23 protein-coding genes are annotated in these 24,860 nt (G+C 47.9%); 16 read left to right on the top strand and 7 right to left on the bottom strand.

The window, feature by feature from the left end:
- Position 1 precedes the first annotated feature (1 nt).
- The 11 genes from L9Q40_RS16640 to L9Q40_RS16690 all read left to right on the top strand — a co-directional run bounded on the left by L9Q40_RS16640 (position 2) and on the right by L9Q40_RS16690 (position 12,318).
- Positions 2 to 1,363 (top strand): MotA/TolQ/ExbB proton channel family protein, encoded by a 1,362-nt coding sequence (locus L9Q40_RS16640; RefSeq protein ID WP_020335707.1) that lies wholly within the window; start codon positions 2 to 4, stop codon positions 1,361 to 1,363.
- Positions 1,364 to 1,372: 9 nt separating this feature from the next.
- Positions 1,373 to 1,900 (top strand): MotA/TolQ/ExbB proton channel family protein, encoded by a 528-nt coding sequence (locus tag L9Q40_RS16645; RefSeq protein WP_005458945.1) that lies wholly within the window; start codon positions 1,373 to 1,375, stop codon positions 1,898 to 1,900.
- A 25-nt stretch (positions 1,901 to 1,925) separates the two neighbouring features.
- Positions 1,926 to 2,333, top strand: coding sequence for an ExbD/TolR family protein (locus tag L9Q40_RS16650; protein WP_014230564.1), 408 nt, complete (start codon positions 1,926 to 1,928; stop codon positions 2,331 to 2,333).
- Between the two features lie 4 nt (positions 2,334 to 2,337).
- Complete coding sequence (locus tag L9Q40_RS16655; RefSeq protein WP_498794000.1) at positions 2,338 to 2,970, top strand: energy transducer TonB; 633 nt, start codon at positions 2,338 to 2,340, stop codon at positions 2,968 to 2,970.
- A gap of 12 nt (positions 2,971 to 2,982) precedes the next feature.
- Positions 2,983 to 4,194 carry a tetratricopeptide repeat protein gene (locus L9Q40_RS16660; RefSeq protein WP_498794001.1) on the top strand — a complete coding sequence of 404 codons (1,212 nt, stop codon included), beginning with the start codon at positions 2,983 to 2,985 and terminating at the stop codon, positions 4,192 to 4,194.
- Positions 4,195 to 4,528: 334 nt separating this feature from the next.
- Entirely contained in the window at positions 4,529 to 5,152 is a 624-nt protein-coding gene (gmk, locus tag L9Q40_RS16665; protein WP_014230561.1) for a guanylate kinase, read from the top strand.
- A 195-nt stretch (positions 5,153 to 5,347) separates the two neighbouring features.
- Complete coding sequence (gene rpoZ, locus L9Q40_RS16670; protein ID WP_005379346.1) at positions 5,348 to 5,620, top strand: DNA-directed RNA polymerase subunit omega; 273 nt, start codon at positions 5,348 to 5,350, stop codon at positions 5,618 to 5,620.
- Between the two features lie 39 nt (positions 5,621 to 5,659).
- The gene (spoT, locus tag L9Q40_RS16675) at positions 5,660 to 7,780 is read left to right on the top strand and encodes a bifunctional GTP diphosphokinase/guanosine-3',5'-bis pyrophosphate 3'-pyrophosphohydrolase (protein WP_014230559.1); all 2,121 of its coding nucleotides are present in this window, start codon (positions 5,660 to 5,662) and stop codon (positions 7,778 to 7,780) included.
- A 56-nt stretch (positions 7,781 to 7,836) separates the two neighbouring features.
- A complete protein-coding gene (gene trmH, locus L9Q40_RS16680; RefSeq protein ID WP_498794002.1) occupies positions 7,837 to 8,520 on the top strand; it encodes a tRNA (guanosine(18)-2'-O)-methyltransferase TrmH in 684 nt (227 codons plus the stop codon).
- A 109-nt stretch (positions 8,521 to 8,629) separates the two neighbouring features.
- Positions 8,630 to 10,711, top strand: coding sequence for an ATP-dependent DNA helicase RecG (recG, locus tag L9Q40_RS16685; RefSeq protein ID WP_065301834.1), 2,082 nt, complete (start codon positions 8,630 to 8,632; stop codon positions 10,709 to 10,711).
- 218 nt (positions 10,712 to 10,929) lie between these two features.
- Positions 10,930 to 12,318 (top strand): uracil-xanthine permease family protein, encoded by a 1,389-nt coding sequence (locus L9Q40_RS16690; RefSeq protein WP_498794003.1) that lies wholly within the window; start codon positions 10,930 to 10,932, stop codon positions 12,316 to 12,318.
- An 86-nt stretch (positions 12,319 to 12,404) separates the two neighbouring features.
- Here L9Q40_RS16690 and envZ read toward each other — a convergent pair whose 3' ends face one another.
- The 5 genes from envZ to L9Q40_RS16715 all read right to left on the bottom strand — a co-directional run bounded on the left by envZ (position 12,405) and on the right by L9Q40_RS16715 (position 17,638).
- Positions 12,405 to 13,697, bottom strand: coding sequence for a two-component system sensor histidine kinase EnvZ (gene envZ, locus L9Q40_RS16695; protein ID WP_014230555.1), 1,293 nt, complete (start codon positions 13,695 to 13,697; stop codon positions 12,405 to 12,407).
- Positions 13,698 to 13,824: 127 nt separating this feature from the next.
- Positions 13,825 to 14,544 carry an osmolarity response regulator transcription factor OmpR gene (ompR, locus tag L9Q40_RS16700; protein WP_014230554.1) on the bottom strand — a complete coding sequence of 240 codons (720 nt, stop codon included), beginning with the start codon at positions 14,542 to 14,544 and terminating at the stop codon, positions 13,825 to 13,827.
- 183 nt (positions 14,545 to 14,727) lie between these two features.
- Positions 14,728 to 15,027: a DUF1090 family protein gene (locus L9Q40_RS16705; protein ID WP_014230553.1), complete on the bottom strand. Its 300-nt coding sequence runs from the start codon at positions 15,025 to 15,027 to the stop codon at positions 14,728 to 14,730.
- 98 nt (positions 15,028 to 15,125) lie between these two features.
- A complete protein-coding gene (gene greB / locus L9Q40_RS16710; protein WP_498794004.1) occupies positions 15,126 to 15,629 on the bottom strand; it encodes a transcription elongation factor GreB in 504 nt (167 codons plus the stop codon).
- A gap of 128 nt (positions 15,630 to 15,757) precedes the next feature.
- Positions 15,758 to 17,638: a putative ATP-dependent zinc protease gene (locus L9Q40_RS16715; RefSeq protein WP_498794005.1), complete on the bottom strand. Its 1,881-nt coding sequence runs from the start codon at positions 17,636 to 17,638 to the stop codon at positions 15,758 to 15,760.
- Between the two features lie 208 nt (positions 17,639 to 17,846).
- Between L9Q40_RS16715 and L9Q40_RS16720 the strand changes: the two genes are divergently transcribed.
- A complete protein-coding gene (locus L9Q40_RS16720) occupies positions 17,847 to 20,177 on the top strand; it encodes a Tex family protein (protein ID WP_409391506.1) in 2,331 nt (776 codons plus the stop codon).
- An 82-nt stretch (positions 20,178 to 20,259) separates the two neighbouring features.
- Here the strand turns inward: L9Q40_RS16720 and L9Q40_RS16725 are convergent, their stop codons facing one another.
- Both L9Q40_RS16725 and bioH read right to left on the bottom strand, forming a co-directional pair.
- Positions 20,260 to 20,724 carry a hypothetical protein gene (locus tag L9Q40_RS16725; RefSeq protein ID WP_020335700.1) on the bottom strand — a complete coding sequence of 155 codons (465 nt, stop codon included), beginning with the start codon at positions 20,722 to 20,724 and terminating at the stop codon, positions 20,260 to 20,262.
- 111 nt (positions 20,725 to 20,835) lie between these two features.
- The gene (gene bioH / locus L9Q40_RS16730; RefSeq protein ID WP_024372767.1) at positions 20,836 to 21,603 is read right to left on the bottom strand and encodes a pimeloyl-ACP methyl ester esterase BioH; all 768 of its coding nucleotides are present in this window, start codon (positions 21,601 to 21,603) and stop codon (positions 20,836 to 20,838) included.
- Positions 21,604 to 21,687: 84 nt separating this feature from the next.
- Here bioH and L9Q40_RS16735 point away from each other — a divergent pair, with 84 nt between their 5' ends.
- The 4 genes from L9Q40_RS16735 to cysQ all read left to right on the top strand — a co-directional run bounded on the left by L9Q40_RS16735 (position 21,688) and on the right by cysQ (position 24,685).
- Entirely contained in the window at positions 21,688 to 22,410 is a 723-nt protein-coding gene (locus L9Q40_RS16735; RefSeq protein ID WP_498794006.1) for a phosphoribosyltransferase family protein, read from the top strand.
- A 96-nt stretch (positions 22,411 to 22,506) separates the two neighbouring features.
- Positions 22,507 to 23,091: a Fe-S biogenesis protein NfuA gene (gene nfuA / locus L9Q40_RS16740; protein ID WP_014230546.1), complete on the top strand. Its 585-nt coding sequence runs from the start codon at positions 22,507 to 22,509 to the stop codon at positions 23,089 to 23,091.
- Positions 23,092 to 23,249: 158 nt separating this feature from the next.
- Complete coding sequence (nudE, locus tag L9Q40_RS16745; protein ID WP_498794007.1) at positions 23,250 to 23,813, top strand: ADP compounds hydrolase NudE; 564 nt, start codon at positions 23,250 to 23,252, stop codon at positions 23,811 to 23,813.
- A gap of 44 nt (positions 23,814 to 23,857) precedes the next feature.
- Entirely contained in the window at positions 23,858 to 24,685 is an 828-nt protein-coding gene (gene cysQ, locus L9Q40_RS16750) for a 3'(2'),5'-bisphosphate nucleotidase CysQ (RefSeq protein ID WP_498794008.1), read from the top strand.
- Positions 24,686 to 24,860 lie beyond the last annotated feature (175 nt).

A 24,860-nucleotide genomic window follows, 5' to 3' on the forward strand; every position in this document is an offset into this window, starting at 1 on the left:
GATGAAAGGATTCAAAACTCTAGCCGCTGGCCTATTAGCTAGCTTATTTATGGTTTCTGGCGTTCAAGCAGAAACCCCACAAACACTGTCTGAACTACTGAAAAACGTAAAATCAGAAAGTATTGTTGAATCGAAAGAAAACAAAGAACGCGAAGCAATCTTCAAGCGCGATCGTGATCAACAAGCCGTGTTGCTACAACAAGCGCGCGATGAGCTTGCCTCACAACAAGCACTGGGTGATCAGCTAAAAGCAACATTCGACGAAAACGACAAACAACTGACTGAACTAACCGAAACACTGCGTGTTCGTTCAGGTACCTTGGGTGAAATGTTTGGTGTAGTTCGTCAATACGCAGGCGAATTTAAAGGTCTGTTTGCCGCTTCGCAAAATGCCGTTCAGTTCCCAGAGCGTGATGCACTGCTGACGAAACTGGCAGAAAGTAAAGAGCTACCGTCAACTCAAGAGCTAGAAGCATTCTGGCACACCATTCTTCAACAAGTTGTCGTATCTGGTGATACATCAACAACACAAGCAACCGTTGTTTACGGTGAAGGTAAAGAAGCCGTTCGCGACGTAACGCTAGTGGGTGAGTTCAACGCAATTGCAGATGGCAAATACGTCATTTACGTACCTCAAACTGGCAAGTTCGAAGAACTATCACGTCAGCCAAGCAAGAACATCACAAGCCAAGTTGCTGGTTTCGAATCAGCAGAAGGCACATACGAGCCGCTGTTCCTTGACCCGTCTCGTGGCGTAATCCTATCGCTACTGGTACAGAGCCCGACCGTTCAGGAACGTATTGACCAAGGTGGTATCGTTGGTTACGTCATCCTAGCTATGGGTGCTGTCGGTGTCATCATTGCACTGTTCTGCTTCCTACGCCTTCAGGTTATCGGTGGCAAGATGCGTAAACAGGCGAAATCTGACACGGTTATCCCTGGTAACCCACTGGGTGAAGTTATCCAAGCTTACCAAGAGCACAAAGGCGACAACCTTGAAGATCTTGAAGCGAAACTGGACGAAATCATCTTACGCAATGCGCCAAGCATCGAACGCTTTGTTAGCTCAATCAAACTGTTTGCTTCAGTTGCACCGCTACTAGGTCTATTGGGTACAGTAATGGGTATGATCGGTACATTCCAGGCAATCACGCTATTTGGTACCGGTGATCCGAAACTAATGGCTGGCGGTATTTCTGAAGCATTGGTAACCACCATGCTAGGTCTGGTTGTCGCAATTCCTCTACTGTTCCTTTACACCATCGTACACAGTAAAGGTCGTCGTTTGGTTCAAACTCTTGAAGAACAGAGTGCAGGTTTCATCGCTCGCTATCAGGAAAAACTACATAAAGCCGAAAGCTAAGGAGGCGTTATGTGGTGGTTAGTTGGAGAACTTGAATCAATTAGGCGCTTCTTGGGAATGGGTGGCGATGTACTCGTCGCCATCTTCATCCTCAGCTTCATGTTGTGGGCAGTGCTGCTAGAACGCTGGTTCTACTTTGCCGCCGTCGCTCCGAGAGCCGCGAAAAAAGCCGTGACTCTTTGGAGTGAGCGTTCAGAACATCAAAGCTGGAACGCAAAGATGATCCGACAAGAAATCGTTTCTCGTCAGGATATTGAGAATAAAAAGGGTCTGCCAATCGTGAAAGTACTGATTGCGCTTTGTCCCCTACTCGGCCTGCTCGGCACCGTTGTCGGCATGATCCAGGTATTCGACATCTTAGCGGTAACAGGAACAGGAAGCCCTCGAGCAATGGCCTCGGGGATCTCAAAGGCAACAATCCCAACGTTAGCCGGGATGGTGGCTTCTCTATCAGGACTGTTCTTTAGTTCACGTCTTGATCATTTAGCCAAAGTCACAACGCAAAAGCTGGAAGATAAGCTAAAGCATATTGCCTGAGTAAATGGAATTAGAGGTATAGGTCATGAAAAGACGCTATAGCAGTGATAGCAGTGATGAAACCGCTATCGATATGACACCGATGCTCGACATCGTATTCATCATGTTGATCTTCTTTATCGTAACAACATCGTTCGTTAAAGAAGCTGGTATTGAAGTAAACCGCCCAACGGCAAGCTCAGCACAAACCGTGAAGAAAGGTAACATCATGGTTGCCGTTGGTGCAGCTGGTGACGTGTGGGTTGATAAACGACGCATTGAAGTCGACGCCGTTCGCGCCAACATCGAGCGTCTTCGCGCAGAAAGCCCTGATGGTGCTGTTGTTATCCAGGCGGATACAGAAGCCAACGCAGGCGTAGTCGTGAAGGTTATGGACCAGATCAAGATGGCAGGTGTAGAAAGCATCTCCATTGCCGCAACCGGTAAGGATTAAGCTTATGCGGTATCTGGCCTCAATTGCACTGGCGCTCATTGTCTCCCTCGGATTGTTCTGGGGGATGGACAAGCTGGTAAACAAAGAGCGCCACGAGCTAGTGTCGAATGATGATCAGCGTATGGTCGATTTCATTCGCATTAAACCAGACGAAAAAGTACAGGAGAAAAAACGCGAACTCCCGAAACCACCACCACCTAAGCGTCCGCCGCCACCACCAGAAATGAAGGTGACGTCGACCGTGAAACCGGTGATGGATCAAGTTCCAATGAACATGCCTAATCTAGACCTTCCTGTTAACGTAACAGGTGGTTCAGTACTGGGTCACTACACACAAGGTGGTGGAGCTCAGGTCATTGGCGGCGGAGGCCCGGTTCCTCTGGCCACGTTCCAACCGCAGATGCCTCGTAAAGCGGCACGCTCGGGACTTGAGAAAGGTATCGTACTTGTAGAGTTTACCGTTAACGAACGCGGTGGCGTCGAAGACGTAAAAGTCTTAAAAGAAACACCACGTAAGTTAGGCTTGGGACAAGCAGCGAAAACCACGGTAGCCAAATGGACCTTCAAACCTAAGATGGTCGATGGTAAAGCGGTAAGTTCTCGTCTTTCTCAAGAAATTGAGTTCTCTACCAACTAAGGAGTCGCAATCATGAAATCATATACAAAATTGTTGGCTTCTCTGGTGTTACTGGCGGGCGCGTACGGCGCGCCTGCTTTCTCCAGCACTCCTGAGTTGTCAGACAAAACATTCAGAACCGTCAATAAAGTTCAGGAACTGATCGCAACGGAAAAGTATTCGGAAGCGATTTCGAAACTGAACTCAGCGTTAAGTAGCAGCAAACGTGAATATGACCGCGCCGTGTTATTGCAACAAATGGGCTTCTTGTACTCGTTGCAAGATAACTATCCCAAAGCGGTCAAATACTTTGCTGATGCATTGAGTTTGAACGCGCTGCCTGTCCCTGTTGCTCAACAGGTTCGCTACAGCGTGGCTCAACTTTATCTTGCTGAAGGTCAGTTTAAAAAGTCCGTCTCTACTATGAAAGAGTGGTTCAAAATTGCCGAGACAACGGAAGAAAAACCGCAAGCTCATGCCTACATCACGCTGGCGAGTGCTTATATTCAGCTAGAAGATTACAAAAATGCGATTCCGCCGACTAAACAGGCCATCGCAATGAGTAAAGACCCTAGCGAATCCTGGTACCAGCTGCTGATGTCTGCGCATTATGAACTCAAACAGTTCAAGAGCGTGGCCGGTGTTCTGAAGATTTTAACGACCAAGTACCCGAAAAATAAGCGTTACTGGACGCAATTGTCTGGTATCTACATGGAGTTAAACCAAGAGCGTAATGCCCTTTCTACTCTGGAGATGGCCTATAAATTAGGTCTTCTGGAAGATGAAAAAGAGTACCTGCGCTTAGTGAACTTCCAGGCTTATCAAGGCGTACCATTCCGAGCAGCAAAAACGCTTCAAACGGCCTTTGACGAAGGTCATGTAGAGCGTAACGCGGAGAATCTAGAAAAGCAGGGTGCATTCTGGCAGCAAGCGCAAGAGCTTGGACGTGCAATCGACGTCTACCAACAAGCTTATAACTTGGCTCCAAAGGCGAAAACTCAAATCAAAATCGCTCGTCTGATGATTTTAGACAAGCAATATTCAGAAGCGACGAAGTTTACTCAAAACGCCGCTCCTGATGCCAAGCGCGATCAAAAAGGCGAATTAGCCTACATTCGTGGCATGGCATATTTTGAGCTGAACCAGCCAGACAGTGCTCTTAAAGCAATGCAAAGTGCCGCTCAGTCTCCTGACTTGAAAGCCGTTGCGAACCCTTGGATCACTTTCTTAGAAAGCCAGGGCTAAGCTCAGACAAGTCAATAAACTTAAAAAATTAAGTGTGAGTCAGTCGCACGCCTGGGGAAGTGAAAGCTTCCCCTTTTTTCCGTCTATTTAGAAACCGAGTCCGAATAAGGCACATCAGCATAAATTGCTCTTTTATTAACAGTGAGTACAGATAGAAAGATCAACTGGCAACAATATAGAGATCATGATACTCTTCGCCTCCATTTTTCTGGCGGGATTATCACCAATATCCATCCCTTTGGTGGTAAATTCAACAACGCCAGTGCTATCGTTATAAGACTGTCGCGACTTTCCGTCGGCACTCAATCAATCCAATCAATAGTGGAACAGTACAATGGGCAAAGGTACTCTCTATATCGTATCTGCACCTAGCGGCGCAGGTAAATCTAGCTTGATCTCAGCAATGTTGGAGCGCAATCCGACATACGCAATGAAAGTGTCTGTGTCTCACACCACTCGCGACATGCGCCCTGGTGAAGAAAATGGTATCCACTACCACTTCGTAGCAAAAGAAGAGTTTGAAGCTCTTATTGCGAAAGGTGACTTTTTGGAATACGCCGAAGTATTCGGTAACTACTATGGCACTTCCCGCGTCTGGATTGAAGAAACACTAAACAAAGGTATCGACGTATTTTTGGATATCGACTGGCAAGGTGCACGACAAATTCGTGAGCAAATGCCTGAAGCAAAAAGCATCTTCATTCTTCCACCATCCAATGGTGAGCTAGAGCGTCGCCTGAACACTCGCGGCCAAGACAGCGATGAAGTCATTGCCAAGCGCATGGCAGAAGCCAAGTCAGAAATCTCGCATTACAACGAGTACGATTACGTGATTGTAAACGACGATTTCGATACAGCGCTGATGGACTTTAAAGCGATTCTTCGAGCTGAAAGATTGAAGGAAGAAAAGCAAGCTGCTAAATATAAAGGTATGCTTGACGCGTTGTTAGCAGAGTAACTTCAATATAAAGTCACGCTGTAAAACATAAAGAATTCTTGCTTCTTTGCTCTTAATTTTCCGTAGCAAAGAGCAGACAATAAAACACCGGAGAAAGCCCGCTTACAGTGGCACGTCTAATCGCTAGTAAATAAAGCAGTTAGACTGTATACTTTCTCGTCATTCTAATATTTTAGTTAACTATTTGGAGTCCTCATGGCACGCGTAACTGTTCAAGACGCTGTTGAAAAAGTTGGCAACCGTTTCGACCTAGTACTGATTGCGGCTCGCCGCGCTCGTCAAATGCAAACTGGCGGTAAAGATGCACTAGTGCCAGAAGAGAACGATAAGCCAACGGTTATCGCACTTCGCGAAATCGAAGAAGGTTTAATCACGAAAGAAGTTCTAGACGCTCGTGAACGTCAAGAACAACAAGAGCAAGAAGCGGCAGAGCTAGCGGCAGTAAGCAGCATCGCTCACAACCGTTAATTCTGACTCGAGAATTCAACAACCTCCCGGGCCTATAATTTGTATCTATTCGATAGCCTCAAAGACGTTGCCCAAGAATACCTAACAGAGCCTCAGATTGAGGCTCTGCGTCAATCTTATGTGGTAGCGCGAGATGCCCATGAAGGGCAAACCCGTTCTAGCGGTGAACCATACATCATCCACCCTGTCGCTGTGTCTCGAATCCTGGCAGAAATGCGTCTGGATATCGAAACCCTCCAAGCTGCTCTATTGCATGACGTCATTGAAGATTGTGATGTCAGTAAAGAAGATCTCGAAGAGCAATTCGGTAATACCGTGGCTGAGCTGGTTGATGGTGTATCTAAACTGGACAAACTCAAATTCCGTGACAGGAAAGAGGCTCAGGCTGAGAACTTTCGTAAGATGGTTCTGGCTATGGTGCAAGACATCCGCGTAATTCTGATCAAACTGGCTGACCGAACGCACAACATGCGTACGCTTGGCGCACTTCGACCAGACAAAAAACGCCGTATCGCTCGTGAAACTCTAGAGATTTATGCGCCACTCGCCCACCGTCTTGGTATTCACAATATCAAAACCGAGCTGGAAGAGTTGGGCTTTGAAGCGCTTTACCCAAACCGTTATCGCGTTCTAAAAGAAGTCGTGAAAACGGCACGTGGTAATCGTAAAGAGATGATCCAACGTATCCACAGCGAGATCGAAGGCCGCCTGCAAGATGTCGGTCTGAGTTCACGCGTTGTTGGACGTGAGAAGAACCTGTTCTCTATCTATAACAAGATGAAAACCAAAGAACAGCGCTTCCACACCATTATGGATATCTACGCCTTCCGAGTGGTTGTTGATACTGCAGATACGTGTTATCGCGTTCTGGGCCAGGTGCACAGCTTATACAAGCCACGCCCAGGCCGCATGAAAGATTACATCGCGGTTCCAAAAGCCAACGGCTACCAATCGCTGCATACTTCGATGGTCGGCCCTCATGGTGTTCCGGTAGAAGTACAGATCCGTACTGAAGATATGGATCAAATGGCGGATAAAGGTGTTGCTGCACATTGGTCTTACAAAGACAAAGGCGATACCTCTGGCACGACAGCGCAAGTGAAAGCTCAACGCTGGATGCAAAGCCTGCTTGAACTGCAGCAAAGCGCGGGTAACTCGTTCGAATTCATTGAAAACGTAAAATCGGATCTGTTCCCAGACGAAATTTACGTCTTCACACCAAAAGGTCGTATCGTCGAATTGCCACTTGGCGCGACAGCGGTTGACTTCGCCTACGCGGTGCATACTGATGTCGGCAACTCTTGTGTTGGTGCTCGTGTTGATCGTAACCCTTACCCACTGAGTAAGGCACTGAAAAACGGTCAAACAGTTGAGATCATCAGCGCACCTGGTGCACGTCCAAACGCAGCATGGCTAAACTATGTCGTGACTTCACGTGCTCGCACCAAGATTCGCCAAGTACTGAAAACCATGCGTCGTGAAGAGTCAATCACACTCGGTCGCCGCTTGCTGAATCACGCACTTGGTCGCCACTCTATCGACTCCATTTACCCAGATAACGTCCAGGAAGTCCTGACTGACCTTCGTTTGGAAAGTACCGATGACTTGTTGGCTGCAATTGGTTTGGGTGAGTTAATGAGTATCGTCATTGCGCGTCGTCTGCTAGGTGATACCGAAGAACTGACCACAACCAGTTCGATTCCTGGTGATTCGAAGAAGAAGCTGCCAATTCGTGGCGCGGAAGGTTTACTGCTGACGTTTGCAAACTGTTGTCACCCAATTCCGGATGATCATATTATTGCACACGTATCACCGGGTCGTGGATTAGTTGTTCACCGCGAAACCTGTCCAAACGTACGTGGTTACCAGAAAGAACCGGATCGCTACATGGCGGTTGCCTGGTCTGACGATTACGATAAAGAGTTCATCGCTGAACTTAAAGTCGACATGCTCAACCATCAGGGTGCGCTCGCTGAGCTAACCAACGTAATTTCGAAAACAGGCTCGAACATCCATGGCTTGTCAACGGAAGAACGTGATGGTCGCCTGTATACCGTCACCGTACTGCTGACCACCAAAGATCGTGTTCACCTTGCTGGCATCATGAGAAAAATCAAAGCGATGCCACACGCGACTCGAGTCCGACGCAGAAGAAGATAATAACAACCATCGCCACCTACTCCGCTAGGTGGCGATTTTTTATATCCCTATTTACTATGAACCTAGAACGCTACCACCGTATCCACCAAGTCCTGAAAGCACGCCAGACCGACCTAACGCTATGCCTTGAAGAAGTTCACAAGCCGAATAACGTCTCAGCGGTTATCCGCACTGCCGATGCAACTGGCTTACACAAAGTCCACGCCATTTGGCCAAATAAAATGCGTACCCTGAGCCACACATCAGCGGGCGCACGCAACTGGGTAGAAGTGGACACTCACGATTCAATCGAAGACGCCGTGACCGAGTTAAAAGCGCAAGGCATGCAGGTGCTGGTGACTAACCTATCGGAAACAGCTGTCGACTTTCGAGACATCGACTACACAAAACCAACCGCCATCATTTTAGGCAGTGAGAAAACAGGCGCTTCAGAACAAGCCAAACAGCTCGCTGATCAAGACATCATCATCCCGATGATTGGCATGGTGCAGTCTCTCAATGTTTCTGTCGCAAGTGCGGTGATTTTGTATGAAGCTCAGCGTCAACGTGAAGCCGCTGGTATGTACGAGCGTGAAGAAAGCTCTCTGCCGAAAGAGACGATTAACCGAATTCTGTTTGAGCGAGGTCACCCGGTTCTGGCTAAAGTTGCGAAACGTAAAGGTCTCGCTTATCCGCCACTCGACGATGAGGGTCAAATCATCGCCGATGAAGCGTGGTGGAAAGAGATGCAGCAGAAATAATAGCGAGACTAGGATCCTAGTTCCTGGTCGCTCCTCTTATTTTTTCCTGTACAAAAACACAGCTCCATGGTTAACATATTGCAATGTTAACCATTTTTTTGAGCCTTCTATGTCTGCCCAACTGCTATCTGCTGTTCCATTAACTTCCCTTTCAGGGGTTGGCGCGAAAGTCGCAGAAAAACTAGCCAAAGTTGGCTTGCATTCGGTTCAGGATTTACTGTTTCACCTGCCACTTCGTTACGAAGATCGTACCCGTATTTATCCTATTGCTAAGCTCCATGCAGGGCTGTGGGCCGCAGTACAAGGCAAGGTGATGGCCGTAGATACCATTTTCGGTAAACGCAAAATGCTCACGGTAAAAATCAGTGATGGTAACGGCACCATTACGCTGCGTTTTTTCAATTTTACCGCGGCGATGAAGAACAACTTTTCTCAAGGTAAGTTAGTACACGCTTACGGGGAAATAAAGCGTGGTGGAATGGGTTTGGAAATCGTCCACCCAGATTACAAGTTCTATATCAGCGAACAAAAGCCAGATGTAGAACAAAGCCTGACGCCCGTTTATCCAACCACAGATGGCCTACGACAAATCACCTTGCGTAACCTGACCGAGCAGGCATTAGCGTTATTGGATAAAGCCGCCGTACAAGAGTTACTGCCAGCGGGTTTATACGATCACCAAATCACCATGTCTCAGGCGCTGCACACCATTCACCGACCGCCCCCAACGATCAACTTGGATGAGTTTGATGAAGGTAAGCATCCGGCACAAATCCGCCTGATCATGGAAGAACTGTTGGCTCAGAACCTCTCTATGTTGGCAGTGCGCAGTAAAGGACAGCAAGATATTGCTTTGCCACTTGCTCCTTGTGAAAAACTGAAGAACCAACTTCTGGCACAACTGCCGTTCTCACCAACCAACGCTCAAGCACGAGTGGTAAAAGAGATTGAAGCCGATCTGGAGAAACCTCACCCGATGATGCGCCTTGTCCAAGGCGATGTAGGCTCAGGGAAAACCCTCGTCGCGGCACTGGCTGCGGTTCGAGCTATCGAGCACGGTTATCAGGTCGCACTAATGGCACCCACTGAGCTGCTAGCCGAACAGCATGCCATCAACTTTGCCAACTGGTTTGAATCAATGGGAATCCAAGTGGGCTGGCTGGCAGGTAAGTTAAAGGGTAAAGCCAAAGAAGCAGAGCTCGCACGCATTGCCAGCGGTGAAGCACAAATGGTAGTGGGTACTCACGCCTTGTTTCAGGAACATGTTGAATTCCATCATCTGGCGCTGGTTATTATTGATGAACAGCACCGCTTTGGCGTCCACCAGCGATTAGAGTTACGTGAGAAAGGAGCCAAGCAAGGCGCTTACCCACATCAGCTCATCATGACCGCAACCCCTATCCCACGTACCTTAGCGATGACTGCTTACGCCGATTTGGAAACCTCAGTAATTGACGAATTACCACCGGGCCGAACTCCGATTCAAACCGTCGCGATTCCCGATACAAAACGCGACGACATAGTAGAAAGAGTTCGCCATGCCTGTCTCAACGAAGGTAAGCAAGCCTACTGGGTGTGTACACTGATTGATGAATCTGAGGTATTGGAGGCACAAGCTGCCGCTGATACGGCTGAAGAACTGCAACGCAAGTTGCCTGATGTAAAAATTGGCTTGGTTCATGGCCGGATGAAGCCAGCGGAAAAACAAGCGGTGATGCAGGATTTTAAAGACAACAAACTGCACCTACTTGTTGCTACGACAGTCATAGAAGTCGGCGTGGACGTACCAAACTCAAGCCTGATGATCATCGAAAACCCGGAGAGACTCGGTTTAGCTCAGCTCCACCAGCTGAGAGGCCGTGTTGGACGAGGCTCTGTCGCCAGTCATTGTGTTCTGCTCTATCATTCACCGCTATCAAAAACCGCACAAAAGCGACTCGGCGTTCTGCGTGAAAGCAACGACGGCTTTGTCATTGCGCAGAAAGATTTGGAGATCCGTGGCCCTGGTGAGTTATTAGGTACCAAGCAAACCGGTCTGGCAGATTTTAAAATTGCGGACTTGGTTCGTGATCAGCGCTTAATACCCGAAGTTCAACGCATAGCTCGCCATATTCACGACAATTACCCTACTAATGCCACGGCGATCATCGATCGTTGGTTAGGCGAACGGGATATTTACTCCAAAGCTTAAGCTTAAAATAGTCCGAATAATTGATTATCAACGCCTCATGGCAATCGTTTGCTTTTTAAATAAATCGCTCTATAATCGCGCACAAAATTAGGGTATTTACCCCAACCAATCTGAGTTGACACTGATTAACAGCAATCACAGATCAAAACGTCAGCTCCTCCCAGTACTCCCATTCAGCGAGCGCTGGGTAATAAATATTGCGACAAGCGAGACAAACCATGACAACTTCAAACCGATCTTCGGAACTGGTCTATCAATTAAATGATCGCCCACCACTGCCACAAACAATTTTCGCCGCCATTCAGCACTTGTTAGCGATGTTCGTTGCGGTTATTACCCCTTCGTTGATCATTTGCCAATCCTTGGGCGTACCAGCCGATCAGACAAATACGATTATCAGCATGTCTCTATTTGCTTCTGGTGTGTCGTCATTTATTCAAATTCGTACCTTTGGCCCGATAGGCTCTGGCCTGTTATCCGTGCAAGGCACAAGCTTTAACTTTTTAGGCCCAATCATTGGTGCCGGCTTGTCATTGAAAGCGGGCGGTGCAGACATCAGCACCATGATGGCCGCGATTTTCGGCACGATTCTGGTCGCTTCATTCGCGGAAATTCTACTGTCTCGAGTGCTTGAGCACGCTCGCCGCATCATCACTCCGCTGGTTTCAGGTATTGTGGTAACTCTGATTGGTCTGACATTGATTCAAGTTGGATTAGTCTCAATGGGCGGTGGCTATGCTGCGATGGGTGACGGCACGTTCGGTAGCCTGGACAAGTTGGCACTGGCTGGCACTGTACTGGGTCTGATCGTTCTTTTGAACCGCTCAAACAACCCTTACATTCGCGTTGCTTCGATTGTCATTGCAATGCTGGTTGGCTATATCATGGCCTACTTTATGGGTATGGTTGACACTTCACAGCTAAGTGAGACCAACCTGGTTGCGCTGCCAATTCCGATGCAATACGGCTTAGCGTTTGACTGGTCGCTATTTATTCCTCTAGTACTGATTTTCTTTATTACTGCGCTAGAAGCCATCGGCGATATTACCGCAACTTCTGAAGTGTCCGGTGAGCCAGTAAAAGGGCCGGTTTACATGAAGCGCATCAAAGGTGGCGTGTTGGCTGACGGTTTAAACTCAGCGATCGCTGCAGTCTTTAACAGCTTCCCGAACTCTACTTTCAGCCAAAACAACGGCATTATCATGCTGACTGGCGTCGCAAGCCGTTACGTAGGTTACTTCATCTCCGCTATGCTGGTTTTACTTGGTTTATTCCCTGGTGTGGCGAGCTTTGTTCAGCTGATTCCTGAGCCTGTGCTTGGCGGTGCAACCATCGTGATGTTTGGTACGATTGCCGCGGCAGGTGTGCGTATTATCTCTCGTGTTGATCTCGACCGTCGTGCGATTCTGATCATGGCGCTGTCGTTCTCGATGGGCCTTGGTATTGCTCAGAAGCCTGAAATTCTGCAATTCATGCCCGAATTTATTAAGAGCATCTTTTCTACGGGTGTTGCTGCGGGCGGTATTACTGCAATTATCTTGAACCTGTTATTGCCAGAGAAACTGGAAGACGAAGAACCAGAAGTTCAAGAGGTCAAAGAATCCTAAACTGATCAATAGGATAATAAAAAAGCCCAACTTAGGTTCTAAGCTGGGCTTTTATTTTGCTCGTTGGTGACGCTTTAGCTGTTGGGTTACTTAGTCGGGAAGCTAATTTGGGCGATTAAGCCACCTTCACTACGATTACGCATCACGACCGATCCCGAATGCTGGCTGACAATGCGCTTGACGATCGCCAGACCAAGTCCAGTCCCTTCACTGCCTCGTGCCGTATCTCCACGCGTAAACGGTTCAAACAACTTACCTACCTGATCAGGTTCAATACCGGGGCCGTTATCTTCCACCGTGACCCAAACCAGTTGGTTATCTGCGGTCATACCCGTCGACACTTTGACCCAGCCATTGCCATAGCGAACCGCATTGACCACTAAGTTCGTCACTGCGCGTTTAATCGCAATCGAATTACCCAGAGCGGGTTTGATGGACGCTTCAATTTTGGTCTCAATTTCCCGCTCATCACTGCCTTCTGAGCTCGCGACATCGCATACTATGTCGTTCAGAGACACCGCCTCAAACGTCTGGTTATTCACCGGCTTAAGGTAATCCATAAACTGGCTGATGATTTCATTACACTCTTCCGTGTCGCTGATGATGCCTTCAGCGAGATAGCTTTCCTCTGGTGACATCATTTCTGTCGCGAGACGAATTCGGGTTAACGGTGTTCGTAAATCGTGGCTGATCCCCGCCATCAACAAGGCGCGGTCTTCTTCCAGCTCCTGAATACCCTTCGACATCTGATTAAAAGCACGGGTCACCGCTCGAATTTCTAACGCGCCTTTCTCTGGTATCGGTGGCGGTATCTCACCACGACCAACCCCCTTAGCTGCTTTTTCTAACGCCAGTAACGGGCGGTTTTGAAAACGAATAAAGAGCCAGCCACCAGCGATAATCAGCAATGCCATGATCAGGCTGTTACGAAATAGCGGCGCAAAATCCTCTTCTTGCAGCTCTGAGAGCGGGATACGAATAAGCGAGTTGGGCAGCTTGTCGATGTGCATCCACAAGATGTAACTCTCCTCGCCCAACATCAAACGTACTTCAGTCGGAGAATCCAGTTCTTGAGTCATTTCTTCAGACATCAATTCAATCGACATCGCGTGATTAAACTCGTCCGCTCTTTCACTATCAATACTGTGAACCGTTACGCCCAGCCTTTCTAATAACTGACGCCTTATTGGTGCCTCATACTGAAGCTCTCCGTCGGCATCAAGCACCAGGTTGAGCTCATGAGCGAGAATTTTATTGAACTGCTGCAGGCTCGGCATCAACGCATAGTTGAAAACGGCGTAATAAGAGAAGACTTGGCTAGCGAGAAGCAAAGAAATGAACAGCAGAATAGATTGAGTGAGAGAGCTTCGGATTCGCATGGACAGTTCCTGGTGATCCTAACAGAGTATTGCTAAAAGAATGTGCCTAATCGCGATTTTCCGCCCCCATACAGGAGATGCAAGAGGACGGAATGTACAGACAACTATCGGAGTGCAGTTACGCGAATTATACTTCTTTGCCGTCTGGGACAAATACGTAGCCCAAGCCCCATACCGTCTGAATGTAACGTGGTTTGCTCGGGTCATCTTCCAACATGCGACGAAGACGAGAAATTTGGACGTCAATAGAACGTTCCATTGCCGAATATTCACGGCCACGGGCCATATTCATCAGTTTGTCTCGCGACATTGGCTCACGTGCGTTGGTGACTAAGGCTTTTAGTACGGCAAACTCACCAGATGTTAACGGCATCGATTCTTCGCCACGGAACATTTCACGCGTTCCGAGGTTTAAACGGAATTCGCCAAATTCCACCACTTTTTCTTCCGTGCTTGGTGCGCCCGGCAGTTCGATGGTTTGACGGCGCAATACCGCTTTAATGCGAGCCAACAACTCACGCGGGTTAAACGGTTTTGGCAGGTAATCGTCTGCCCCGACTTCTAAGCCAACAATACGATCAACTTCGTCCCCTTTTGCAGTAAGCATCAGGATAGGTAACATGTTGTTCGCGTTACGTAAGCGGCGACAGATAGATAAACCGTCTTCACCTGGCAACATCAAATCGAGCACCATTAAGTGAAAGTTTTCACGCGTCAGTAAGCGATCCATTTGTTCGCCATTGGCAACGCTACGAACCTGAAAACCTTGCTCAGAAAGGTAACGCTCCAATAGAGCACGTAAACGAGCATCGTCATCAACCACTAAAATTTTATGATTTTCCTGCATTGAAACATCCTTTCAGAAGCATGTATTGTCGAAAATGTATCACTGTTTTTTCAAACGTGCTTGTGCAAATTGTTACTCTTTTTATCTTAGCCGCTCTTTTGACACATTATTTCGAAGATACAGCGCTAATATTGAGCGAAGTGATTGCTTAGATTAGCAAAAATATCGCCTATCAACCGGAGGTTACTGGCTCAGTTCCCACTCTGTTTCACTGCTGGCTTGCAACTTTTCCTTTTGAGTACTTTTTTCAATTTCTGCATGTAATTTCTGGCGCTGCTCCTCTCGAATACACTCACTTTGTACCGAAGCTAACGCACGTTCGAGGCCTTCAATATGCTGCTCTTTACCTTGCACTTTGGCGTATTCAAGTTGCTGCTCGACAGCAAACTCTTTTGCATCACACCCTTTTAGTTCTTCTTGGGAAAACGCAGAAAATGAACATCCTACGGTTAATACGGTGCCACTAATCACTGCTCTCATCATTTATGTGCTCCTATAAAAGCGCTCAATGCCTTTTCTTCTCAGGATGAAGAGGATGTCGGTTAAACATGGTCGGAACATTCACTCACCGACCAGTCACCCTAGCTAGGGTTTGTCGCATCTGGGCTGGATAGGTTGTACTCAATCGAGTTAATGAACCACTCTTTATCGCCATCGGGCGTCCTAACCGTAAACTCTTCATAGACTTGTTTTTTTAGCATCGCGCGTGCCATGGGTGAGTCGATAGAGATATAGCCTTTCGCATCGCCATAGATCTCTTCCGGCCCGACAATACGAAACTTCTTCACGTCACCCGCTTCATTTTCGATCTCGACCCAAGCTCCGAAGAAGACCTTACCTTCTTGCTGAGGTGAGTAATCCACGATGGTCACTTCAGGTAAAAACTTTCTGAGAAAACGAACGCGACGATCGATTTGGCGCAATAATCGTTTATTGAAGGTGTAATCTGCATTTTCAGAGCGATCGCCCAGACTGGCGGCCCAGGTGACTATTTTGGTGATCTCAGGTCGCTTTTCGTTCCAGAGGTAATCGTGCTCTTGTTTGAGTTTGTTATAGCCTTCACGCGTAATCAGCTTAGTTTTCAATTTTTCTCCTTGGAAGACGGGTGATTTTCGTTTGGTTTATGCCCCGGATCTAATTCTGAGATTATACCAATCACAGTACGTAAAACACGGGGCGAAGTTGGCGTTCAGCCTACAAATTGACTGAGTTTTTACTTTTTGACATCCGATTTTTTCGTCACGATGTAATTGGTATCACTCGACACCACCACACCATGCTTCAAAAAGTTTTTACCCAAAATCATGCTGTACTTAAAACGTTCTCTGTCCTGAAGGTTGACCTCTATTTTCTTCTCCAGATCACCCAGTTTCACGTGCATTTTAACCACTGGCCTGACATTGGTTTTCTCGCCCTTCTTCGCGGTAATGTGCATCACATTGACCACTTCACGAGTCAGCTGTTTTTTCACGCCATAATCGTTTTCATAAGTGAAGCTCACCATGTCTTTGCCGTCTTTCTGAAATTGCTTAATATCAGTAGCGCTGATTGAGCTGACGTCAGCCCCCGTATCCAGTTTCACCGGGAATAACATGCCTTCCACTTCAGCCACTTCAATATGACCAGCCCGGAATAATGGTTTGGCATCCAAGAGGTGATCCGCACGCGTATTCAGCAACACACCGCCTTTTGCCATATCATGGCCAAACACGAAAAACGGTTGAGTTTCTTCGTTCTCCAACACATCAATGGCAAATTCGATGCTCTTCTCTGTGTTCCCAAATACAAAATCCCCTTCAACCACAGGGCGCACCATATCGCCCACTCTTAGTTTTTTCACAACGGGTTTAGTGATTTTTTCCTCTTTGTCCTGTTCATTGGTTAAGTAGTAGGTCGCCACTTCATCTTTGCCTTTTTCGCTGAGCTCAAAGCCATGCACGCGAAGAAGCGGAGTTTTGACGGTAAACGTTGGATAGGCTGGTACGGAGTAGCCATCAATATTGAGAGTCTCCTCAGGAGAAATCACCAGAGGTTTGGCTTTCAGAGCACTCTTAAAGGTCTTTTCAACACCACCAAGCAGGTTTTCTTTATCGGTATCGACCACAAAGTGCTGGCTAACCACATCATTGCCTAAGCGCAGCTGTGAGCTAAAATTGCTGCGATCACGCAAATACACCAACCAGTGCTGAGTTTCACTTTCCGACACTTTCACAGGTAAATATACCAGTGGTCGCTCACCCTTGGTCGTTTTAAGCATACGAATCAGCGGCAGTGTCATCGGGTGTCGCTTACCGTTTTCGCCCTCTAAGGTGAAGGACACTTGCTTGGCCTTCTTATCTACTTTGATGTCCAGAGCATGCGCATTGGTGTAGCGACTGCTGGTCGAAATACTCACCTTGTAAGGAACGCCTTCTACAGAGACAAGCTCTTGCTTACCAATCATTTTGGCCTTGGGCTGCTGCTGCAGGTAGTCATATCCGGCAAACACCCACGCGTTATCTTTCAGATAGGTTTTTCCAATCAGAATTGGGGCAGAAAACTGCTTACGTGCGGTTAAGTTCACAACGGTATCAACGGTATGACCCGCTATCGTCATCGGCATTTTTACGTTTGGACGCAATATCGGTTTTGTACTGGTACGGCTGCGAATCGCACTGATACGTTCCAGATCATCGGTGACGGTGATCTGTTTGCCCGTGTAAGGGTGCTGAATGGTAAAGCTCACTTTGACTTGATACGGCTCGAAAGTCCCATCATCCCACTTGGCTTTAGTACCACCCAGATCATCGATGATCGCCCAAAGTAACTCGTTATCTTTCAGGTTAGAGAACTCTGGGTTCGAGCTGGTGACGTGAATATTCTCGGCATGCATCGAGGTGGTATCGGCACCCGTGTCAATCTTACCCATAAACGGCACGTCACTTAGCTCTGGAATCTCGCTGTAATAGACATTTTCAACCCGGCCTAACACCAGTTTGTCATCAAGTTGGTAAATTGGATCTTGAGTGGTTGCGGAAAGAGATTGCGCCCAGCTAAATGGCGCAACAAGTAAGGCACTGGTAAGCGCCAAAGCCAAAGACATTTTTTTCATCATGATTATCCCTATGAGCTAAGGTATGTACTTTAGTTGATAATCGAGGATATAAGTTCTCAATTTAATTAAAGTTTTGACACAAACCTGACTGATGTCCACCAGCGCCCGGTAAATTTTTGCACTGCTCGCGGAAAACATTGCAAATTCATCGAATGACCCCAATGTTTATACCTAACGAAACTCAACTGAATAAAAAGAGAATACACGGATGAGCCAAGCTATCTGTCGCATGATTGCTCAAGAGCTGAATGTTCGCCCAGAGCAAGTCAACGCTGCTGTCACCCTGATTGATGACGGTAACACCGTTCCTTTTATCGCACGTTACCGTAAAGAGGTGACGGGTGGCCTTGATGACACCCAACTGCGTACGCTGGACAGTCGCCTGTCTTACCTTCGTGAACTGGACGACCGTCGTCAAACCATTCTGAAGTCTATTCAGGAGCAAGGTAAGCTGACGCCTGAACTGGAAACAGAAATCACTCAGGCAGACAGTAAAACTCGTCTGGAAGATCTTTACCTGCCTTACAAACCAAAGCGTCGTACTAAAGGCCAAATCGCAATTGAAGCAGGTTTAGAGCCACTCGCTGACGCCCTGTGGAATCATCCGCAAACTGAACCAGAAAGCGAAGCAAGTAAGTACCTTGACGCAGACAAAGGTATCGCGGATACCAAAGCGGCACTGGATGGCGCGCGTGCCATCATCATGGAGCGCATCGCCGAAGACGCCAACCTGTTAGAAAAGATTCGTACGCATCTGAACCGTAATGCAGAGCTCGTTGCCCGTGTTGTCGAAGGCAAAGAGAACGAAGGTGAGAAATTTAAAGATTACTTCAGCCACAATGAGCCACTCAGCAAAGTGCCATCTCACCGTGCCCTTGCGATGCTCCGTGGCCGTAACGAGGGTTTCCTAACCTTGGCGATGAATGCCGACCCAGAACAGGAAGAAGGCGTTCGTCAGTCTTACTGTGAAACCATCATTGCAGACCATTATGGCGTGACACTTAGCAATGCACCCGCAGATACGTGGCGTAAACAGGTAATCAGCTGGGCATGGCGCATCAAAGTGTCAATGCACATGGAAACCGAGCTAATGGGTGCGATGAAAGAGCGCGCAGAAATCGAAGCGATTGATGTGTTCGCCACCAACCTGAAAGATTTGTTGATGGCGGCTCCAGCTGGCCCTCGTGCCACGCTGGGCCTCGATCCGGGTCTACGTACTGGTTCAAAAATCGCAGTAGTCGACTCCACTGGTAAGGTACTGACGACCGAGACCATCTACCCTCACCCGCCGCAAAAACAATACGATAAATCGGCTCAGATTGTGGACCAACTGGTACGCAAGTTTAACGTTGACTTGATCGCCATTGGTAACGGTACGGCTTCTCGTGAGACAGACAGTTTTGTCGCTGACGTCATTAAGCGCGGCAACCTGAAAGTACAAAAAATCATGGTCAGTGAAGCCGGAGCTTCGGTTTACTCAGCATCAGAGCTGGCAGCGAAAGAGTTCCCGAATATGGACGTTTCGCTGCGTGGCGCTGTTTCTATCGCACGTCGTTTGCAAGATCCTCTGGCGGAGCTGGTGAAAATCGATCCTAAATCGATCGGTGTGGGTCAATACCAGCATGATGTCAGCCAATCGATGCTGGCAAAACGTCTTGATGCAGTGGTAGAAGACTGTGTTAACGCCGTGGGTGTGGACGTTAACACTGCATCTGCCGCACTGCTGACTCGAGTGGCTGGCCTTTCCAGTACCATCGCGCAAAACATCGTTGATTTCCGTGATGAAAACGGCCGCTTTGATGCGCGTACGACTCTGAAAAAAGTGCCTCGCTTAGGGCCAAAAGCCTTTGAACAGTGTGCTGGTTTCCTGCGTATCATGGATGGAAAAAACCCGCTGGATGCCTCTTCGGTTCACCCGGAAGCCTACCCAGTGGTCAAAAGCATCGCAGCGAAAAACAGCAAAGACGTTAAAGCACTCATCGGCGATACCACTTTCCTGAAAAGCTTGCATGCTGTGGATTACACTGACGACAACTTTGGTGTTCCGACAGTGACTGACATCATCAAAGAACTGGATAAACCGGGCCGTGACCCTCGCCCTGAATTTAAAACCGCGACCTTTGCTGACGGAGTTAACACCGTAGCAGACTTGGAACCCGGCATGATTCTGGAAGGTGTGGTATCGAACGTCGCAAACTTTGGTGCATTCGTTGATATCGGTGTCCATCAAGATGGATTGGTACACATCTCAGCACTGACGGATCGCTTTGTCTCTGACCCGCGTGAAGTGGTAAAAGCGGGCGACATCGTCAAAGTCAAAGTGATGGAAGTGGATGTTCAGCGTAAACGTATCGCTCTGTCGATGCGTCTGAACGATGAACCGGGCCAGGACAATCGCAGCCAGCGTTCTGATGCGCCGCGTCGTAATGATCAGCAACGTCGTCAACCACGTCGTGATAATTCCTCATCAAATAATGCATTAGGAAATAACGCAATGGGTGGCGCTTTTGCCGCGGCTTTTGCCAAGGCGAAAAAGTAAATTCCGTTAAAAACAAAAAAGAAAACGCTCCAGTCAGTTCGCTCTGACTGGAGCGTTTTTATTTGAGTAGAGTGTTGAGTTATTACAATACTGCTATCACGTCTGACGGTGTATGAGGCGCGACCGAATGACCATAATGAAACTTGATCACTTTCCTGCGCCTTTCCATCAATCCTTGATAGATCGCAGCATCCAGAATGCGCTTAGGTAAGCGAAAGCGTATCGTATAGCCTTTACCCTGTTCTTCACTGTACGACTTGAGTGCGAGTAATCCGAAAAGCCGTTCTAACGTATCGGCGGGTTCTTCAGAGTAACGAGCGTCAACTTCAGGCTCCCTTTCATAACTGGGGTGCTCAGAAGGATCCCAAGCAGACTGGCGTCGCCGCTTGTCATCTCCTTTTACTTTGCGCTCTGCACTGGTTTTAACCAATGCAGTCGTTGGCGTCACAGGCTCCCGGACTTTGTTGTCACGAGCCGCTTGCTCCGTTTGCACATTCACGGACGGGGCGATCAATGGCACACTTACGTTGGTCGGTGACACAATCATTGCGAACCCTCCTCGGAGTCGCCACTCGTCTATGCCGCTAGCAAATACAGCCTAGCTCAAACCTTTATCGACCACTTTTTAAACAACTTAAGTTTTTTGCGCCGCGAACCGTTAGCGAACCGCAAATTCTCGAACTTGCGCACAAAACGCGTCATGTTCAGTCATAAACGGCGCATGGGAAGACTGGCTAAAGATGCCATGCTCAGTGTGTGGCAACTGCTCATTGAGATCGCTGGCGACCTTAATCGGTACCAGCCCGTCTAGTCGTCCATACAAACGTAACATCGGCATGGTCAGCGACGTAAGCGCATCGCGCAGATCAACGTCCGCTAAGATATTTAAACCCACCAGCAGTGAGTCTGGATTCGGCTGAGGGCGAGAGAGCACCGCTTGCTTAAGCAATTTTACGTCTTTGCGTGCTGATGGGCTGCCCATTGCTTGCAGCGCCATAAAACGCTCGATTGTGAGTGAAAAATCTTCCAGCAACTGCTCGGTAAAAGCACTCAAAACCTTAGGCTGAATGCCACGCCATGTTTTCTCTGCCGCAAATTTAGGAGAGCTCGCCACAGTGATGAGTTTATTCACGCGCTCTGGTGCGTTAAGCGCAATATGAGTCGCCACCAAACCGCCTAATGACCAGCCCAGCCAAACCGCTTTTTCTGGCGCGTCTTCAAGCACCATCTGAGCAATATGAGCTAAATCTTCGCCATGATGTTCAGCGCTGTGGCCGTATCCTGGAAGATCAACCACGTGCACCCGAAAACTGCACTGAAGGGACTCGATGGTTTGTTGCCAAACCGCGCCATTCATTCCCCAGCCATGCAGTAACACCAAATCTGGTCCCTGACCAAACGACTGCCAGTGTAAATTCGTGCTCATGCTCTCAATCTCTCCCACTTAACTTATTCCTTACGCTTACATCCCGGCGTTAGTCTGTGCAAAACCTCTACCTGAATAAGTTGTATGTTATCTCATCACTGGCAAAACATCATGCATCGCGTGCTCGGTAGTCAATGTGGTTTGTGCAGGCTGCCACTGAAAACAGCACAATCACCGAACGCTCTTCGTTGGTGTAGCCATTGTTTTCAGTATCTTAATCCGATTAGAAGGTGCCAACATTGCGGTTTGGCTATGCAGGAAACAGAAAGGAGCGACACGGTGTGTGGCGAGTGCTTGGCCGAACCACCGCCCTGGCAGCGACTCATTACTCTCGGTGACTATGCGTTTCCTCTGTCACGCGAGGTTCAGCGCTTTAAGGATCATGGCGAGAGTTGGCACATCGACGCGCTGACTCAGTTGCTTGCCAGTCGTATTTCTTCTCCAGCGACACTGATTACCAGCGTTCCACTGCACTGGCGACGCTATTTATCGCGCGGATTCAATCAAAGTGATGTGCTTGCCAGACACTTGGCAACCCATCTGGATAGCCATTTTGACCCCAAGTTATTTCGTCGAATCAAATACGCAGATTCCCAACGAGGCCATAAAAAATCTAACCGGGAGCAAAACTTACAAGGGGCATTTGTGCTCAGTAAGAAGCCGATATTTGAACATGTAGCGATTGTCGATGATGTCGTCACAACGGGCAGTACGGTACGACAATTATGCCAATTACTACTTGAAGTTGGTGTAGAAAGCATCGATATTTACTGCATCTGCAGAACACCTGCTCCTACTTCGCTCTAGATCGCTTTACTATGCCTTATCAGCAAAAAAACTAGATCCATACGCCAACAAGAGTAGAATAGCAGCAGTAACCTACAAATTTACTCGGGTATTGTCGTGTCAAATATTACTATTACAGAAACTGCGCAAACGCATTTCGCTAATCTTCTCGGTCAACAGCCAGAAGGGACTAACATTCGTATTTTCGTTGTAAACCCAGGTACACAAAACGCTGAGTGTGGTGTGTCTTACTGCCCACCTGAAGCGGTGGAAGGAACCGACACAGTGCTCCCATACAGCGGCTTTTCAGCATACGTTGATGAGTTGAGCCTGCCATTCCTTGAAGACGCTGAAATCGACTTCGTTACAGACAAAATGGGTTCTCAACTGACGCTAAAAGCGCCAAACGCTAAAATGCGCAAAGTGTCTGATGATGCACCGCTTGTTGAGCGTGTTGAATACGCTATCCAAACTCAGGTGAACCCACAGCTTGCTGGCCACGGCGGTCACGTAAGTCTGGTTGAAATCACTGATGAAGGTGTGGCTATCGTTGCATTTGGTGGCGGCTGTAACGGCTGTTCAATGGTCGACGTAACACTAAAAGAAGGCATCGAAAAAGAGTTACTAAACCAGTTCTCTGGTGAACTAACTGCGGTTCGCGATGCTACAGAACACGATCGTGGTGACCACTCTTACTACTAAGGTAAGTACTGTCATTGAAAATGGGAGACTCAGGTCTCCCGTTTTTGTATCTAGCATTCGCTAAAGCGATAAATTCCAGCTAGCAACTCAGGCAGACTTTTCATATATTAAGAATCTTACGCACCTCGTAAACCCAACGACACCAAGGAGCCAGCGCTATGTCGAAAAGGACCCCACCAGAGATTCTCTCTTGCCAGACGGTCGCAAAGTCTAAGCTGTTTGCAGTGGAAGCCCTCGACCTTCGCTTTTCTAATGGAGAACATCGCACTTACGAGCGTATGAAACCGAGTGGTCGAGATGCCGTAATGGTTGTGCCTGTGACAGAGCAGGGGGATCTTCTGTTGGTACGCGAGTACGCGGCTGGCACAGAACGGTATGAATTGGGCTTTCCCAAAGGTCTCATCGATCCGGGAGAAACGCCACATCAGGCAGCAGACCGAGAACTGAAAGAAGAAATTGGTTTCGGCTGCAACCAATTGACTCCGTTAAAGCAAGTTATCCTCGCGCCCTCTTACTTTTCGAGCAAAATGACCCTGTTTTTAGGACAGGCGCTATATCCGGAAAAACAAGAGGGTGATGAACCCGAGCCACTGGAAATTGTGCGTTGGCCACTGGCGCAAGCTGAAGAGCTGATCACACACATGGATTTCTGTGAAGCGCGCAGCATCACCGCATTGATGTTAGCGCTGAAACATTTACGCAATACCACTCACAACCAATAACAACAACAGAGCCAAATCATCGTTGTGAGGAAGGACAATCACCTATGCCAATGACAAAAGATTTATCTCACCTACTCCCTCAAGTTATTGAGATCGCCCGCAGTGCCGGACAGTTGATTCTCGATATCTATCAAAAGAAGCAATACGAAGAATTCACCAAAAGTGATGAAACCCCGGTCACCAGCGCAGATCTTGCCGCACACAAATTCATCATAGAACGTCTGAGCGAACTAACGCCAGATATTCCTGTATTGTCTGAAGAAGACGCTGACATCAGCCTGGAAAAACGTGCCCAATGGCAGCGTTATTGGCTGGTCGACCCTCTCGATGGTACTCAGGAGTTCATTGCACGCAGCGGTGACTTTGCGACAATTATCGCCTTAGTCGACAACAACCAACCGACGATGGGTGTCGTGTATGGCCCTGTCTCCGGAGTCACTTATTATGCCTACAGCGGAAAAGGAGCCTGGAAAATTCCAGATATGTCCGAGAGCGTAAGAATTCACACGCATAAACACGAACGTCCCGGACAAAACATTGCGATTGCGATCAGTCGTCGCCAGGACATCAACCGCATCACCAATCGCATGAGCAGTGCCTGGAATTACGAACTGATCCCTCTCGGTTCTGCAGCATTAAAGGCGTGCTTAGTGGCTGAAGGTGCTGTGGACTGTTACCTGCGTTTGGGCCCAACTGGTGAGTGGGATACCGCCGCGACACAGTGTATTGTTGAAGAGGCGGGAGGTCGCATTCTAAGCACTCAATTAGAACCGTTGTCTTACAATGAACGCGAAACGTTGGAAAACCCTAACTTCATCGTCTTAGGTGATGAAACGCTGCCTTGGAATGAGATTCTTCAGCGTAAAGATTAATTTTCTCGTTCCAACAGAACGAACTTCTACAAGGTCACGAATCTAATTCGTGGCCTTTCTTTTTATTACTGTACAGCGATTAGGGTATTTGGCCTACTATGATCCAAAAGCTATGCAAGCTGCACACAAACTAAGAGATAACTTTAAAATCAATTAGTTATTTCATTTTGTTTGG

This window comes from Allocatenococcus thiocycli, assembly GCF_921292965.1.
Lineage (GTDB): Bacteria > Pseudomonadota > Gammaproteobacteria > Enterobacterales > Vibrionaceae > Vibrio > Vibrio natriegens.

Excerpts from the sequence above, each read along its gene's own strand:
- L9Q40_RS16640 (WP_020335707.1), top strand. The coding sequence starts at position 2 with ATGAAAGGATTCAAAACTCTAGCCGCTGGCCTATTAGCTAGCTTATTT.
- L9Q40_RS16645 (WP_005458945.1), top strand. The coding sequence starts at position 1,373 with ATGTGGTGGTTAGTTGGAGAACTTGAATCAATTAGGCGCTTCTTGGGA.
- L9Q40_RS16650 (WP_014230564.1), top strand. The coding sequence starts at position 1,926 with ATGAAAAGACGCTATAGCAGTGATAGCAGTGATGAAACCGCTATCGAT.
- L9Q40_RS16655 (WP_498794000.1), top strand. The coding sequence starts at position 2,338 with ATGCGGTATCTGGCCTCAATTGCACTGGCGCTCATTGTCTCCCTCGGA.
- L9Q40_RS16660 (WP_498794001.1), top strand. The coding sequence starts at position 2,983 with ATGAAATCATATACAAAATTGTTGGCTTCTCTGGTGTTACTGGCGGGC.
- gmk (WP_014230561.1), top strand. The coding sequence starts at position 4,529 with ATGGGCAAAGGTACTCTCTATATCGTATCTGCACCTAGCGGCGCAGGT.
- rpoZ (WP_005379346.1), top strand. The coding sequence starts at position 5,348 with ATGGCACGCGTAACTGTTCAAGACGCTGTTGAAAAAGTTGGCAACCGT.
- trmH (WP_498794002.1), top strand. The coding sequence starts at position 7,837 with ATGAACCTAGAACGCTACCACCGTATCCACCAAGTCCTGAAAGCACGC.
- recG (WP_065301834.1), top strand. The coding sequence starts at position 8,630 with ATGTCTGCCCAACTGCTATCTGCTGTTCCATTAACTTCCCTTTCAGGG.
- L9Q40_RS16690 (WP_498794003.1), top strand. The coding sequence starts at position 10,930 with ATGACAACTTCAAACCGATCTTCGGAACTGGTCTATCAATTAAATGAT.
- envZ (WP_014230555.1), bottom strand. The coding sequence starts at position 13,697 with ATGCGAATCCGAAGCTCTCTCACTCAATCTATTCTGCTGTTCATTTCT.
- ompR (WP_014230554.1), bottom strand. The coding sequence starts at position 14,544 with ATGCAGGAAAATCATAAAATTTTAGTGGTTGATGACGATGCTCGTTTA.
- L9Q40_RS16705 (WP_014230553.1), bottom strand. The coding sequence starts at position 15,027 with ATGATGAGAGCAGTGATTAGTGGCACCGTATTAACCGTAGGATGTTCA.
- L9Q40_RS16715 (WP_498794005.1), bottom strand. The coding sequence starts at position 17,638 with ATGATGAAAAAAATGTCTTTGGCTTTGGCGCTTACCAGTGCCTTACTT.
- L9Q40_RS16720 (WP_409391506.1), top strand. The coding sequence starts at position 17,847 with ATGAGCCAAGCTATCTGTCGCATGATTGCTCAAGAGCTGAATGTTCGC.
- L9Q40_RS16725 (WP_020335700.1), bottom strand. The coding sequence starts at position 20,724 with ATGATTGTGTCACCGACCAACGTAAGTGTGCCATTGATCGCCCCGTCC.
- bioH (WP_024372767.1), bottom strand. The coding sequence starts at position 21,603 with ATGAGCACGAATTTACACTGGCAGTCGTTTGGTCAGGGACCAGATTTG.
- L9Q40_RS16735 (WP_498794006.1), top strand. The coding sequence starts at position 21,688 with ATGTTATCTCATCACTGGCAAAACATCATGCATCGCGTGCTCGGTAGT.
- nudE (WP_498794007.1), top strand. The coding sequence starts at position 23,250 with ATGTCGAAAAGGACCCCACCAGAGATTCTCTCTTGCCAGACGGTCGCA.
- cysQ (WP_498794008.1), top strand. The coding sequence starts at position 23,858 with ATGCCAATGACAAAAGATTTATCTCACCTACTCCCTCAAGTTATTGAG.